Source organism: Streptomyces virginiae (assembly GCF_040638905.1).
Taxonomy (GTDB): domain Bacteria; phylum Actinomycetota; class Actinomycetes; order Streptomycetales; family Streptomycetaceae; genus Streptomyces; species Streptomyces virginiae_B.
Window position 1 is genome coordinate 22,884 of record NZ_JBEZYV010000040.1, and the last position, 15,040, is coordinate 37,923.

Here is a 15,040-nt window from a genome sequence, read left to right on the forward strand (position 1 = left end):
ATGACACTCACCATCCCGAAGCCCGCCGAGCCGCAGCCTACCGACGCGCAGCCCGCCGGTCCGCAGGCCACCGATCCGGCGAAGGGCACCGCCCTGCCCGCACTCGTCGCGCGGCACGCCGCACGCACCCCCGACGCCCTCGCCGTCGTGGACGGCGACACCACCCTCACCTACGGCCGCCTCCTCCAGGCCGGCCACGCCCTCGCGGCACGACTGCGCCGGCACGACGTGACCCGCGGCGACCGGGTGGCGCTGCTGACGGCCCGTTCGTCCCGCACGGTCGTGGCCCAGCTCGGCCTGTGGCTGGCCGGAGCCGTGTGCGTACCGCTCGATCCCGCCCAGCCCCGGCCGCGTACCGAGGCGATGATCGCCGACGCGGAAGTGACGCTCACCGTCGGCGACGCGAAACTGCTGGACGCGGCCGCACTCCCCGGCCGCGTCCTCGCCCTGCCCGAGGAGCCGCTCACGTACGGCCTGCCGGCCGACGAGTCCGACCCGGACGGCCCGGCGTTCATCATGTTCACCTCCGGCTCGACAGGGCGCCCCAAGGGCGTCCTGGTGCCGCACCGTGCCATCGCCGAGCTGGTCACGGCACCCGACTACGTCACCCTCACCGGCCGCGACCGCGTGCTGTTCCACTCGCCCATGACCTTCGACGCCTCGACGTTCGAAGTCTGGGCCGCGCTCGCCAACGGCGCCGCGGTCGTCGTCTGCACCGAGCAGCGGCCCACCCTGGAGGACCTCGCCCGGCACGTCGAGCGGCACGGCGTGACCGTGGCGTTCTTCACCACGGCCCTCTTCCACCAGCTCGCCGCGCGCCGCTCCCGCGTCTTCGCCCAGCTCCGCTCGGTCGTCGTGGGCGGCGAGGCGATGGCCGCCGCGCAGGCCCGCGAGGTCCTCACCGCTTTCCCCTGGCTGGAACTCGTCAACGGCTACGGGCCGACCGAGACGACCACCTTCGCCACCGCCCACCGGGTCACCGAGCAGGACTGCGCGGGGCCGATACCCATCGGCAGGCCCATCTGCGGGGCCACGGCGCACATCTTGGACGCCGTCGGCCACCCCGTGGCCGACGGGGACCGGGGCGAGCTGTGGATCGGCGGCAGCAGGCTCGCCCACGGCTACACGGGCCTGCCCGAACTCACCGCCGAACGGTTCGTCGAACACCCCGCCGCCGGCCGGCGGCTCTACCGCACCGGCGACATCGTCTCCCTCCGCCCCGACGGCGTCCTGCAGTTCCACGGCCGCAACGACGACCAGGTGAAGGTCCGCGGCTTCCGCATCGAACCCGCCGAGGTCGAGCACGCCCTGCGTGAGCAGCCGGACGTCGACGACGCCGCCGTCACCGTCGACGGCGCCGGCACCCCCGAAGCGCGCCTCGTCGCGTTCGTCGTCGCCGCGCCCGGCCCCGTACCTCCCGGCACGGCGCTGCGCGAACGGCTCACCGCGCTCCTGCCCGCCCACCTCGTACCCGACGCGGTCACCGTGCTGGACCGGCTTCCCCTCACCCCGGCCGGCAAGGTCGACCGGCGCGCGCTCACCGCCCGCGCACACGCCGCCGAAAGCCGGCCCACCGGCGAGCCAGCGCCGCGCATGACACCGCTGGAGCAGGCCGTCGCCGAGGTGTGGAGCCGGGCCCTGGGCACCGAGGTGACGCACGCCGACGCCGAGTTCCTCCTCATCGGCGGCCATTCGCTCCTCGCCCTCGTCGTCACCGAGGACCTGCGCGAAGAACTCGGCGTGGAGATCTCCCTCGCCGACTTCTTCGCCGCGCCGACCGTCGCCGCACAGGCCGTGCTGGTCGAAAGCGCCCTCCTGGCCGCCCACGCGGACCTCCACCCCGACACCCCGGAGCACAGCGATGCCCACTGACGCCGACTCCGCGTCCCTCGACCGCCGACAGCAACTCCAGCAGGAACTGCTGCGCCGGGCCCGCGCCGGTACCGCCCCCCGTGCCACGACGACCGCCGAACCCGCCACCGGCGCGAGCACCGGCCGGGAAGACCGCGCACCGCAGTCCGAGTGCGTTCCCCTCTCCCGCGCGCAGCGCCGTATGTGGCTGATGGAGCGGCTCGGCGGCACGGGCGACTCGTACCACGTACCGTTCGCCACCCGTGTGCGCGGCCCGTTCGACGTGGCCGCGTTCGCCACCGCCCTCACCTCCCTGGTGGCCCGGCACGCCATCCTGCGCACCCGCTACACCGAGCACGGGGGCGAGCCCTGCCAGGAGGTGCTGCCGACCCCGCGGACGGTCCCGGTGCACGTCGTCGACACCGACGAGGCGCAGGCCCCGGAGCTGCTGCGGCGCGAGACGGCCCGGCCGTTCGACCTCGCGGCCGGCGACGCCGTACGAGCGCTCGTCCTGCGCCACGGACCGACGGACCACACCCTGCTGTTGACGTTCCACCACATCGCCGTTGACGGCGCCTCGTTGGAGACCGTGGCCGCCGAACTCGCCGACCTCTACACGGCGGCCACCGGCGGAACGCCCCGGCACACCCTCACCGCAGCGCCGCAGTACGCCGACCACGCGCGCCGCGAGCACGACGGCCTGTCCGGCTTCGAGGAGGAACTGGAGCGCTGGAGCGAGCTGCTGGCCGACGCCGAACCTCCGCGCCTGCCCCGGCCGGCGGCGCCCGCGCCGCACACCGCCGCGCGCCCGGCGGCCGTACGCACCGTGCCCCTCACGCCCACCGTGCCCGACGCCCTGCGGACACTGGGCGCACAGCGGCAGGCCACGCTCTTCGCGGTGTCGCTCACCGCGGCCTTCGCCGCCCTGCACCGCCTCACCGGCGACGACGACCTCGTCATCGGCGTGGCGGGCACCCACCGCAGCGGAACGGCCATGCGCGGCCTGGTCGGCCTCTGCGTCAACACCCTGCCCGTACGGGTGGACCTCTCCGGCGCCCCGTCCTTCACCCAGCTGCTGCGCCGCGTGGGCGACGCGCTCCTCGAAGCCCAGGAGCACCGGCACATCCCCTTCGACCTCGTCCTCGAACGCCTCGGCGCCGGGGCACGCGGCGCCGACGGCACCGCACTGGTCCGCGTCACCTCCGACGTCCTCGGCGAGCCGACGGTGCTGCGGCTGCCGGGTACGTCGGCCGAGTACGTCGACCTCCCCTCCGACGGCGCGAAGTTCAGCCTCTCCTACGGCTTGGACCTGGGCGACCCTGCACGGCCCCGGGCCCTCGTGCAGTACGACGCCCACACCCTGGACGACACCGCGGCGGAGGCGGCCGCACGGGACTACGCGGCCCTGCTCCACGCGGTGGCCGCCGACCCGGAACTCACCCTGGACCCGCTGCCTCCGGCCGGGCCGAACGACACCTCCCCGGCCCAGAGTCCCCCCGCCAGTGACCGTCACCCGGCCGCGGAGGCCCTCCGCGCCCACCCGATGGTCGCCGACGCCACGGTGGTCCAGCCCGAGCAGGGGCCGGCCGTGGCCTACGCCGTCCTGAAGGACAGCGCCGGCCCGTCCGGCCACGAACTCCTCGGTCTGCTGCGCCGCACGCTCGCACCCGAGGCCGTACCCGCGGCGGTCACCCCGCTCGACGCGCTGCCGCGCACGGCCGCCGGGCCGGCGGACCACGCCCGGCTGCCCGGGCGGCCCTCGACGCCCCACGCCCCGTCCGGCGCACGGGCCCAAGCGGTCACGGAGGCGTTCGCCGCAGCGCTCGGCCTCCGCCCGTCGCCGGACGAGGACTTCTTCGCCCTCGGCGGTCACTCCCTCAAGGCCGTACAACTCGCCGAACGGCTGCGCACGGACCTCGGACTGCCCCTCACGGGACTCGACGTACTCCAGGCCCGCACCCCGCGGGCGCTGACCGCCCTCCTCGACGAACGGGCGGCACGGCAGAGCGCCGCGAAGACCGCGAGCCGGCCCGCCCCCCGCTCCCGGGACGTCCGCCCCGGCACAGTGCTGGTCACCGGTGCGACGGGCGGCGTCGGCGCGTTCGTGGTGCGTGAACTCGCCGCCCGGGGACGCCCCGTGCTGGCGCTGGCCCGGCCCGAGTCCGCCCACCTGATCGCCACCGACGGCGTCGACGTGATCGAGGGCGACCTCACCGACCTGGCCGGGCTGCGGGACGCCGTCGCGCAGTCGGACGCGGTCGTCCACGCCGCCTGCACCTTCACCCGGCACGACGTGGACCTGGCGGCGATGGAGACGATGGTCGACGCGTGGTGGCGCGGCCCGTTCGTCTTCGTCAGCAGCGTCGACGCCTACGGGCATCCCGCGACGGCCCGGGTCGCCGAGGAGTCGGCGTCCCACGAGCCCGTCAGCCCGTACGGAAAGGCCAAACTCGACTGCGAGGCCATCCTCCTGCGCGCAGCTGGGACCGAAGGGCGCGGCGGCGCCAGCTCCGTACGGTCACCGATCGTCTGGGGCGCCCACGACCGGCTCCGCGAACAGCTGCGCTGGGGCGCCCTCGGCACGCTCTACCAGGCCGCCGAGCAGGGCCGGCCGATCGAACTGCCCCGCCCCGGTACCGGCGGGCACGCCTGGTACGGAGCCGCCTGGGTGCACGCGGCGGCCCTGGCCCGCGCGGTGGCCGAATGCCTGGACCGGCCCGTGCACGGAGTCGCCAACGCGTGCAGCGGCCACGTCTCCTGGCACGACCTCGCCCACGACCTCACGGAACTGCTCGGCACTCGAGCGGACCTCCGCGAGACCGACGCGGTACCGCGGGACCTCGACCACCGCTGGCACTACGACAGCACACGCCTGGCCCGCCCCCTGCGTCCCCGGCCGCACGAGGACCGTCACACCGTCCTGGCAGAGATGGTCACTGCCACGACACCGGCCCACGCCTGACCACCGCCTGCGCCCGGAGCAGCCCCAACGCACTCCGGGCGCAGCCGCGGCCGCGGTCGTAAACGGGTGGACGGCTCCCCGGCGGGCCGGGCAGAGTGGCCGCCCGTGACAAGCAGTGAGCTTTGGACCTCCGCGACCGCCGACCGCTACGACGCCGAGGAGAGCGAGATGTCATCGACCGCTGTTCTCGGTCCGACTCTCGCCTTCCTCGCCGAACTTGCCGGAGAAGGCAGGGCATTGGAGTTCGCCATCGGAACCGGAAGAGTTGGCGTCCCGCTCCGGGAACACGGCGTGCCCGTCGTGGGAATCGAACTGTCCGAGCACATGGCAGCGGTCCTACGGCGCAAGACCGACGAGGACGTGCTCCCGGTCGCCATCGGAGACATGGCCACGACCGTCGTCCCCGGCGAGTTCACCCTGGTCTATCTCGTCTACAACACGATCACGAACCTTCTCACGCAGGACGAGCAGGTCGAGTGCTTCCGCAACGCCGCGCGTCACCTGGCGCCCGGCGGCCGGTTCGTCATCGAGCTCGGCGTGCCGCCACTGCGCTTCCTGCCGCCCGGGCAGGTCGCGGTGCCCTTCGACGTCTCCGAAGGGCATCTCGGCTTCGACACCTTCGACCTGGTCGAGCAGATCCTCGTCTCGCACCACGTCACCCGCGACGGCGGCGACGGCCGCTACCGCCGGGACAGCTCCCGGCACCGATACGCATGGCCGGCGGAGCTCGACCTGATGGCGCGGATCGCGGGGCTCGAACTGGAACGGCGCGTCGCGGACTGGGACGGAGCGCCGTTCACCCAGGATTCCGCGAAGCACATCTCCGTGTGGCGCAAGCCGGCCTGAGGCGTTCCTCCTGGTCTCCCGCGGGCACGCGAACGGGGCCGGCGGCGCAGCCGTCGGCCCCGTCCCTCAGAGGTGGGGATCAGCAGGTGCCGGCCGGGCGTTCCCGGACCACCAGGTCGGTGGAGCCGGTGGTCGCGTCCAGCCAGGCCACCTGGCGGCCCGCGCCGGCCGCCGGGTAGTTCTGCTCACCGCGGTTGCAGGAGACCCGCTCGCGGCGGGAGCCGTCGGTGGTCAGCTGCCACAGCTTCGGCAGCGACTCGTTGCGGTACCGCGTGTCGGGCGTCCGGGCGACCAGGGTCAGCGCGTCCTGCGAGACCGTCAGGTCGGAGGCCATGAAGGCGCCCGGCTTGTGCTCGCTGCTGACGAGGAAGGCGCCGCGGCCGTCCAGGCCGGAACTGACGACCGACACCAGACCGCCGTCGTTCTCGTCGCCGTCCGCCAGCCAGAACACGTTCTTGCCGTTGATGCCGGTCTGGCCCAGGCTCACCGGCTCGTCGAGCTGCTCGGTCATGACCGCCTTGCCGGTGGCCAGGTCGACGACCTCCACGCCCAGCCGGTAGGAGTCGCCCTGCGGGTACAGCTTCGCGTAGGCGATCTTGTCGCCGCTGATGGAGGGGAGGGCGGTCAGGGTGTTCCACTTCTTCCCGTCGGTGAAGACGGGCGCCTTGTCGGTGGGCCGCATGTAGCCGACGTGCCGGCCGCCGAGGATGTCGTACTCCTCGAACACGACCGTGCCCTTCTCCACCCGCAGGCCCGCGACGCCGGTCGTCGAACTGTGGAGCGTCTTGACCGGGCCGCCCGCCACGGGGCGGGACAGGACGTCGACCGAGGTCGGGCCGTACGCCGTCCACACCACGGTCTTTCCGTCCGTCGCCGGGGCGGTGTGGTAGCGGCCGTCGTTGGGGCTGATCACCTTCGGCGCACCCTTGCCGTCCAGCCGGCCGGCGTAGACCGAGTAGGGCTCGGAGCCGTCGTCGTTGGACTTCGAGGCCGTCCACCAGCCGCCGCCCGCGCCGACCCCTGAGTCCGTGGTGTTCAGCGTCCCGATGAGGGTGTCGCTGTCGACGCCGAGGGCCTGCTCCCAGCCAGGGACGATGCCGTGCGCGTTGAACGAGCGCTTGACGGTGTTCTGCTGGCCGGAGGTCGCGCCCAGGGCCTTGGCAGCGGCGAGTACCGCGCCCCGGGCCTCGGTGAACCCGTCGATCGGCGTCATGTACTCGGTGACGGCCTTGTACACGATCTTGTCGGCGAGTTCCCCGCCCAGGTCCTCGCGCATGTCCCACAGCGCGCCGGAGAAGATCGTGGAGTTCAGGTGCACGCCGCCGTTGTCGGTGGCGAACGACACGCCCAGGAAGCTCTTCGAGGTCGTGGCCCCGTCGTTGAGGTCGCGCAGTGCGCAGTCGGCGGCGGCCTTCGTACGGCACAGGTCCTCGCCGATCAGGCCGGCGGCCGGATCGCTCATCGGGGTGCCGCTCGCGGTGACGTCGATCGCGTTGCCGAAGTAGTCGGCCAGGGCCTCGTTCAGGGCGCCGGACTGGCCCGCGTAGACCAGGTTCGCCGTGTGCTCGATCACCCCGTGGGTCATCTCGTGGCCGACGACGTCGGTGTCGGCCGACATCGGCTTGAACTCCGCGTCGCCGTTGCCGTAGACCATCTTGGTGCCGTCCCAGAACGCGTTGGCGTAGGGCAGGCCGTAATAGGTCACGCCGACCAGGGAGTTGACGGGCCCGCCGGTCCCGTCGAGGCTGTCGCGCCCGAAGTTCTTCTTGTAGAAGTCGTAGACCTGGCCCGCGTTCCAGTGGGCGTCCACGGCTCCTGAGTCCGTCGCCGCGCCGCCGAAGGTGGTGTTGGGGGAGGAGAACATCGTGATGCCGGACGGCCACCTGCCCGACGTCTCCGACACCGACTTGCCCCGGGCGTCCCACGTGGCAAGCAGGCTCTTGGACGAAGTGCGCATCCGGCCCGCGTCCGCGAGGAGGTAGTTCCCGGCCGCCGGGTCGTAGGCGATGTCCAGCGAGGCCGCGGCGCCGCTCAGCCGGCCACCGGACCCGGTCTCCGGGACCAGGTTCGGGGGAGCGGCCGGCGATCCGTCCGCAGTCGCACCCTCAGCGGCCCGACCGGCCGTCCGCGCGGCGGCCGTCGGAGCCGCCAGCGTCTTCAGCGCGCTGTACTGCAGCGCCGGGTAGCCCGACCGGGCGTCCACGTACACCTCGTCCACGACCGGCGCGCCGGTGCCGGGCGCGGTGCCGCGTACCGTGACGCGGTAGGCGAGTACGCCGCCCCCCTTGGGCAGGACGACGAGCCCCTTGGCCTCGCCGGTCATGCCGGTGGCCGCCGGATCGCCCGACTCCGACCGCGGCGCCTGCCCCTTGTCGAGGGCCGCTCCCAGTCGGCGGGCCGTGGCGGCCACCGCGCGGCGGACCGCGACGTCCTCGGCGACCTGCGGGGTGACGTCGGTGCTCAGGGCCGTGAAGTAGTGCCCCGAGGTGCCGGTCACCACGCGCTTGCCGTCCTGCTTCTGCATGCGCACGACGTACTGGCCGCCCAGGACGTCCACTCCCCGGTGCTTCTGCTGCAGCCGGACCGTCTCGTCCTTGGACCCGGTGGCCGTCGCCGAGAGGGGGACGAGGTCGCTGGCCGCCCGCGGGATCCTGTAACGGCTCTTGTTCGCCGCGAGGTGTCCGCGGGCCGCGTCGGCCGGGGCGGCCTGGGCGTCCACGGACTCCCGTATGCCCTCGACGAGCACCGGGGTCGCGGTGTCCTGGCCGGGGAGGACGTTCGAGGGGCCGGGGTCCGCGGCCCATGCCGGCGAGGCCTGCAAGGTCATTGCGACGGCCAGCAGAACCGCGATTCCTCCGGCGGATCGGAGCTCTTTCCGCCATATCCGTCGTGCGGTCGGGGTCGCAGCCGTCGAACCTGCGCTGAACTTGGGCAAGGGGTCTCCTCAACCATGAGTGCCTGATGCGTTGCTGTGAGTCGCCGCCATGCAAGCGCCGCGGGCGGCTCGCGAACAGAGCCGGGGCCCCCTCAGAAGTGGCCATGCACAGTTGTGGGGGCGGTGTGAAGGCGGTCAAAATCCCCGGCATGATCGAAACCGACCCGCACGACCGGACTCCCGCCCGCACGCAGTACGGCAGCGGGGCGGTGATCCTCGCGGCCGCGGACCCGGTCGCGGACCCGGCCGCCGTACTGCGCGTACTCATCCAGCGCCGACAGGCCCTCCTGAACCGGGAATCGGCGGAGCTGCAATCCCTGCGCACCTATGCCGACCTGCTGGCCCACGAGCTACCGCCGCCACCCGCCTTACCCGCCGGACCTCCGGCCGGCATCGAGATCGTCACCGGCGCCGACTCCGTCGGGGCCCGCCTCGACGCCATGCTCGACTCCGCCGAGACGGAAGTGCTCGTGCTCGACCGCGGCGCGCTCAGGACGCCCCGGGCACCCGCGTCACCCGCGGACGAGCACTCCGGGGAAGCGGGGGAGGCGGGGGAGGCAGAGGCGGGGGCGGAGCGCATCCGCCGTCTGCTGGCCCGCGGCGTCACCGTACGGACCGTCACCGACCGGCGCGGTACCGACTTTCCCGAACGGGCCAGAGACCTGATCGCCCTCACCCGACTCGGCCTCCAGGCCCGGACCGGACAGCGCCTGCCCACCGGCCTGGTCATCGTGGACCGGCGCATCTGCCTGCTGCCCCCACCGCCCTCCGACGACGGAGGAGCCGACGGAGCGGCCCTGGTCTTCGGCGACTCCCTGCTGCGCCGCGCCGCACTGCCGCTGTTCGAATCCCTGTGGGCACGCGCCACCCCCGTCGGCAGCCCCGCCAGCCCCCTCACCGAGGACCAGCGGGAACTCCTCGGGCTGCTCGCCTCAGGCCTGAAGGACGAGACCATCGCCCGCCGGCTCGGCGTACACGTGCACACCGCCCGCCGCCGGATCACCCGCATGCTGGAGGAACTCGACGCCGACACCCGCTTCCAGGCCGGCGTCCAGGCCGCCATCCGTGGCTGGCTGCAACCGCCGCCCGCCCCGAACGCCGCCACCGGTCGGCCGGGATTCCCCCGACCGGCAGGGACGAACTGACGCACGGCCCGGTGCGTTGACCGGCGACCGGCGACCGGCGACCACTGGCACCCGGTCCGCCAGCGGGGCCGCGCAGCCTACGACGCTCCGCACAGGGCCAGCGCGTCCCGCGCAAGCCCTCGCATCCAGGCGTGGGCGGTGTCGGTGTCATAGCGCTGATGCCACGACAGGTACACCGGTGCCGACGGCAGTTCGAGCGGCATGGGGAGATGCTCCTGGACGCCCTCGTCGTGCGCACCGCGGTGCCCGCGACCCTGCACCTGGCGAACGTGGCCGCCGGCAGGGCAGGCGCCATCTGGCAGTTCGCCGGGGCCCGCGCGGACCTGCTCCCCGGGGCCCTGCTCGTCCTGGAGGCCGGCGGACGGATCTCCGACGCCGAGGGCCGCCCCTGGACCCCGCAGAGCAGCGGCTTCCTGGCCGCCGCACCCGGCGTCCACGCCGAGGCCGTTGCGACGCTCTCCCGCTGACCCTTCACGAGAGCCGCAAAGACTCACGAGAACCGCAAAGACCCAAGGGAAACGGATCACCATGAACGACATCGCAGTACTCGGAAACGGCCGCGTCGGCGGCAACCTGGCCGCCGCCCTCACCCGGGCAGGACATCGGGTCACCGTGGCGGACCGCACGCCGGGCGCCGCCGCCGAGGCCGCGCGCACTGCCCGTATCGTCATCAACGCCACACCGGGCGCCGGCTCACTGGAGCGTCTCGCCGCCCTGCGCGAGATATTGCGGGGCAAGATCCTCGTGGACGTCTCCAACGCCACGGCCGACGGCCCGGACGGACTGCCCGCCGACCTGCTCCACCCCGGCTCCAGCCTCGCGGAACAGCTCCAGGAGGCGCTCCCCGGAACCAGCGTCGTCAAGACGCTCAACACCATGCTCTTCTCGGTGATGACCGCGCCGGCCACGCTCGCCCAGGCGCCGACCGCGTTCCTCTCGGGCGAGGACCCGGGGGCCAAGCAGACCGTCTTCGACCTGCTCGCCGACCTCGGCTGGCGGAAGGAGTGGATCACCGATCTCGGCGGAATCCGAACCGCCCGCGCCGCAGAGGCCGCGATCATGTTCGTGCCGCATGTGATCCGTGCCGCCGGATTCGCCCCCTTCGCGGTCTCCATCGCCCGCTGACCCGCCCCCTCGGAGGAGCGCGAGGAGCCGCCCCGAGGTCGCCACGTCGGGGAGGCATGGCGCGGCGGGGCCGGGGGAAGGTGCTAGGGCATACTTCCAGTGATCGGACATGCGTCCCGTAACCGGACATGGAGGACGGCCGTGGCTGCACGTGAACGCAATCCCCTGCAACAGCAGCAGGCCGCCCCACCGTCCGCCGCCGGCCCCGTCCGCTCGCGCGTCACGCTCCGCGTCAACGGCCGCACCCGCGTTCTCGACCTGGACAACCGCGTCACCCTCCTCGACGCCCTGCGGGAGCAGCTGGACCTGACCGGTTCCAAGAAGGGCTGCGACCACGGGCAGTGCGGAGCCTGCACCGTCCTCGTCGACGGCCGGCGCGCCAACAGCTGCCTGCTGCTGGCCGTGACCCTGGACGGCTCCGAGATCATCACCGTCGAAGGGCTCGCCGCCCCCGACGGCGCCCTGTCCCCCCTCCAGCAGGCCTTCCTCGACCACGACGCCTTCCAGTGCGGATACTGCACTCCCGGCCAGCTCTGCTCCGCCGTCGGAGTCCTGCGGGAAGCCGCCGCCGGACACCCCTCCCACGTGACCGGTGCGGCCACCGCGGCCGACACCGCCCGCCCCGTCGTCCTGAACGCCGAAGAAATCGGGGAGCGGCTCAGCGGCAACCTCTGCCGCTGCGGCGCCTACAACGGGATCGCCGACGCCGTAGCGGCCTGCGCCGCCGCCGAGACCACCGACCGGACCCCGCCCCCGACCCCGGACGTGATCGCGTGAAGCCCTTCGCCTACGTGCGGGCCACCAGCCTCCAGGAAGCGGCGGCCGCCCACGCCGGCCGCCCCGGCTCCCGCTACATCGCCGGGGGCACCAACCTGGTCGACCTCATGAAGCACGGCGTCGAGACCCCCGACACCCTCATCGACCTCACCCGGCTGCCCCTCCACGACATCCAGGAACTGCCCACGGGCGCGCTCCGGATCGGGGCCGGTGTGTCCAACACCGACCTGGCCGTGCACCCCCTGGTCCGGACCCGCTACCCCGCCCTCTCCCAAGCCCTCCTGGCCGGCGCGTCCGGGCAGCTGCGCAACGTCGCCACCACCGGCGGGAACCTGCTCCAGCGCACCCGCTGCCCGTACTTCCAGGACGTGTCCAAGCCCTGCAACAAGCGGGAGCCCGGTACCGGCTGCGCCGCCCGCGACGGAGTGCACCGCGACCACGCCGTCCTCGGCCACTCCGCGCACTGCATCGCCACCCACCCCTCGGACATGGCCGTGGCCCTCACCGCCCTGGACGCCGAGATCGAGCTCTATGGCGGCGAGCACGGTACCCGCCGGGTGGCGGCGGCCGGCTTCCACCGGCTGCCCGGCGAGAACCCCGAACGGGACACCGTCCTGCGCCCGGGCGAGATCGTCACCGCCGTGCTCCTGCCCCCGCCCGCGCCCGGAGCGGTCTCCCTCTACCGCAAGGCCCGCGACCGCGCCTCGTACGCCTTCGCCCTCGCCTCGGTGGCCGCCGTGCTCCAACTCGACGACGACCGCGTACGCCACGTCGCCATCGCCCTCGGCGGTCTCGCCCACCGGCCCTGGCGCGCCACCACTGCCGAGGAACGGCTCACCGGCGCCGTACCCACCGAGGAGGCCGTACGGGAAGCCGTCGACGCGGAGCTGGCCGCGGCCCGGCCCCTGCCCGACAACGCCTTCAAGGTCGACCTCGCCCGCAACCTCGCGCGCGACGCCCTCGCAACGCTGATCCGCTCCGCCTCCGGCGCTCCTCCCGCCCGCCCCCGGCCGTGACCGCCCCCCGAACAGAAAGGGGACCCGCGATGCCCCCCACGCCCGACAGCCCGTCCGCCCTCGGCAGCCCGGCCCGGCGCAGCGAGGGACGCGAGAAGGTCACCGGAGCCGCCCGGTACGCCGCCGAGCACACACCCCCCGACTGCGCCTACGCCTGGCCCGTGCCCGCCACGATCGCCCGCGGCCGTGTCACCTCCGTCGACACCGCGGCCGCCACCGCCGCGCCCGGTGTCCTCGGCGTGCTGACCCCGTACGACGCACCGCGTCTCGGCGCGGCAGAGGACCCCACCCTGCACCTCCTCCAGGACCTGCACGTGCCCCACCGCGGCTGGTACGTGGCCCTGGCCGTCGCCGACTCCCTGGAGGGCGCGCGGGCCGCCGCCGCCCTGGTGCGCGTCACCTACGAGACCGACCCCCACGACGTGACACTCACCGTCGACCACCAGCGCGCCTACACCCCCGAAGAGGCCAACGGAGGCCACCCCGCCCACCGCGAGCAAGGTGACCCGGATGCGGCGCTCGCCGCCGCCCCCGTACGGATCGACTGTGCCTACGGCGTGGGGCCCCTGCACAACCACCCCATGGAACCGCACTCCGCCGTCGCCGACTGGGACGAGGAACGCCACCACCTCACCGTGCACGACTCCAGCCAGGGCGCCGGCCCCGTCCGTGCAGCGCTGGCCGCACTGCTGAAACTGACCGAGGAGGAGATCACCGTCGCCTCCGAGCACGTGGGCGGCGGTTTCGGCTCCAAGGGCACCCCGCGCCCTCACGTGGTCCTGGCGGCGATGGCCTCGCGACGGTACGGCAGGCCCGTCAAACTCGCCCTGCCGCGCGCCCACCTGCCCACCACCGTCGGCCACCGGGCGCCCACCCTGCACCGCATCCGGCTCGGCGCCCGGACCGACGGCACGCTGACCGCCCTGACCCACGAGGTCACCACCCACACCTCCCGCGTCCGCGAGTTCGTCGAACAAGCGGCGGTGCCGGCCCGCGTCATGTACGCCGTGCCCGACATCCGCACCACCCACCGGGTCGTCACCCTCGACGTGCCCACCCCGTCCTGGATGCGCGCCCCCGGCGAGGCGCCGGGCATGTACGCCCTGGAATCGGCGATGGACGAACTCGCGGACACCCTCGGCATCGACCCGATCGAGCTGCGCGTGCGCAACGAACCCCGCACCGAACCCGACAGCGGCCTCCCCTTCAGCAGCCGCCACCTCGTCGAGTGCCTGCGCGAGGGGGCCGAGCGCTTCGGCTGGGCCGACTGCCGCGAGCCCCGCCGGCAGGGCCCGTACCTCACCGGCAGCGGAGTGGCCGCCGCCACCTACCCCGTCCTCGTCGCACCCTCCACCGCCCGGGCGCACGCCTTTCCCGACGGCCGCTACCTCGTCGAAATCAACGCCACCGACATCGGGACGGGCGCCCGCACCGTCCTGGCCCAGGTGGCAGCCGATGCCCTGCGGGTTCCGCTCGACTCCGTGTCCGTCGCCATCGGACACACCGGCCTGCCCCCGGCTTCGCTCGCCGGAGGCTCCTCGGGCATCGGCTCCTGGGGGTGGGCCGTCCACGACGCCTGCACTGCCTTGACCGCGCGCCTTGAGCGCCACCCCGAGCCGCTGCCGGCCGCGGGACTGTCCGCGTCCGCCGACACCACCCAGTCCGCCAAGCAGAAGTCCCCTTACGCACGCCATGCCTTCGGTGCGCACTTCGCCGAGGTGCGGGTCGACACGATCACCGGGGAGGTCCGCGTACGGCGCATGCTCGGCGTCTTCGCCGCCGGCCGCATCCTCAACCCGCTCACCGCACGGTCGCAGTTCAAGGGCGCCATGATCATGGGACTCGGCATGGCGCTGACCGAACACAGCACGATGGACGCGGAGTTCGGCGACTTCACCGAGAGCGACCTCGCCGCCTACCACATCCCGGCGCACGCCGACGTACCCGCCATCGAGGTCCACTGGATCGACGAACACGACAAACACCTCAACCCCATGGGCAGCAAGGGGATCGGCGAGATCGGCATCGTCGGAACGGCGGCCGCGATCGGAAACGCGTTCTGCCACGCCACGGGCCACCGCCTGCGCGAACTCCCCCTGACACCGGACCGCGTACTGACCGCACTCGGCAGCGCCGGCTGAGATGAAACGGCGGGGACGGGGTTGCCCTCCGCGACTTCATCGTGCCCTGATCTCCGCCAGAGCGTGACGTTCCGCCTGCCGTTTTCCTTTCGAGACGCGTTCGCAACAACTCCGTCGGCTCCAACTCCCCTTTTCGGACGTCACATTCGCAGACACCGTCCGTCCGAAGGGGGACACCATGACGTTGCGCACGCCCAGCCGCGACCGCGACCGCAACCACGGCCTTCACCACCACCGCGGCC

The 15,040-nt window shown here is 73.4% G+C and carries 9 protein-coding genes and 2 pseudogenes; 9 read left to right on the forward strand and 2 right to left on the reverse strand.

The features are described from left to right. The 3 genes from AB0F82_RS33380 (at position 1) to AB0F82_RS33390 (ending at position 5,659) form a co-directional block, all read left to right on the forward strand. Positions 1 to 1,872: a non-ribosomal peptide synthetase gene (locus AB0F82_RS33380; protein ID WP_362634409.1), complete on the forward strand. Its 1,872-nt coding sequence runs from the start codon at positions 1 to 3 to the stop codon at positions 1,870 to 1,872. Beyond that, the gene (locus AB0F82_RS33385; protein WP_362634412.1) at positions 1,862 to 4,813 is read left to right on the forward strand and encodes a condensation domain-containing protein; all 2,952 of its coding nucleotides are present in this window, start codon (positions 1,862 to 1,864) and stop codon (positions 4,811 to 4,813) included. Before AB0F82_RS33380 ends, AB0F82_RS33385 begins: the two co-directional genes overlap by 11 nt. Positions 4,814 to 4,918: 105 nt before the next feature. After that, positions 4,919 to 5,659, forward strand: coding sequence for a class I SAM-dependent DNA methyltransferase (locus tag AB0F82_RS33390; RefSeq protein ID WP_362634415.1), 741 nt, complete (start codon positions 4,919 to 4,921; stop codon positions 5,657 to 5,659). 79 nt (positions 5,660 to 5,738) lie between these two features. On the opposite strand, the gene AB0F82_RS33395 is transcribed toward AB0F82_RS33390, so the two are convergent. Beyond that, a complete protein-coding gene (locus tag AB0F82_RS33395) occupies positions 5,739 to 8,486 on the reverse strand; it encodes a M4 family metallopeptidase (RefSeq protein ID WP_362634417.1) in 2,748 nt (915 codons plus the stop codon). 257 nt (positions 8,487 to 8,743) lie between these two features. Between AB0F82_RS33395 and AB0F82_RS33400 the strand changes: the two genes are divergently transcribed. After that, a complete protein-coding gene (locus AB0F82_RS33400) occupies positions 8,744 to 9,739 on the forward strand; it encodes a helix-turn-helix transcriptional regulator (protein WP_362634420.1) in 996 nt (331 codons plus the stop codon). Positions 9,740 to 9,816: 77 nt separating this feature from the next. Here the strand turns inward: AB0F82_RS33400 and AB0F82_RS33405 are convergent. After that, a pseudogene (locus AB0F82_RS33405) lies at positions 9,817 to 9,948 on the reverse strand (LysR family transcriptional regulator); the annotation flags it as partial. Between AB0F82_RS33405 and AB0F82_RS33410 the strand changes: the two are divergent. The 5 genes and pseudogenes from AB0F82_RS33410 to AB0F82_RS33430 form a co-directional block, all read left to right on the forward strand. Continuing rightward, positions 9,949 to 10,206, forward strand: a pseudogene (locus AB0F82_RS33410) (inositol monophosphatase family protein); the annotation flags it as partial. A 61-nt stretch (positions 10,207 to 10,267) separates the two neighbouring features. Beyond that, the gene (locus AB0F82_RS33415; RefSeq protein WP_362634423.1) at positions 10,268 to 10,864 is read left to right on the forward strand and encodes an NADPH-dependent F420 reductase; all 597 of its coding nucleotides are present in this window, start codon (positions 10,268 to 10,270) and stop codon (positions 10,862 to 10,864) included. Positions 10,865 to 11,029: 165 nt separating this feature from the next. Continuing rightward, positions 11,030 to 11,641, forward strand: coding sequence for a 2Fe-2S iron-sulfur cluster-binding protein (locus tag AB0F82_RS33420; RefSeq protein ID WP_362634474.1), 612 nt, complete (start codon positions 11,030 to 11,032; stop codon positions 11,639 to 11,641). Further along, on the forward strand, positions 11,638 to 12,657 hold the full coding sequence (locus AB0F82_RS33425; protein ID WP_362634426.1) for an FAD binding domain-containing protein: 1,020 nt from the start codon (positions 11,638 to 11,640) through the stop codon (positions 12,655 to 12,657). The genes AB0F82_RS33420 and AB0F82_RS33425 overlap by 4 nt, the downstream gene beginning before the upstream one ends. Positions 12,658 to 12,686: 29 nt before the next feature. After that, a complete protein-coding gene (locus AB0F82_RS33430) occupies positions 12,687 to 14,798 on the forward strand; it encodes a xanthine dehydrogenase family protein molybdopterin-binding subunit (RefSeq protein WP_362634428.1) in 2,112 nt (703 codons plus the stop codon). The last annotated feature ends 242 nt before the right edge of the window (positions 14,799 to 15,040 follow it).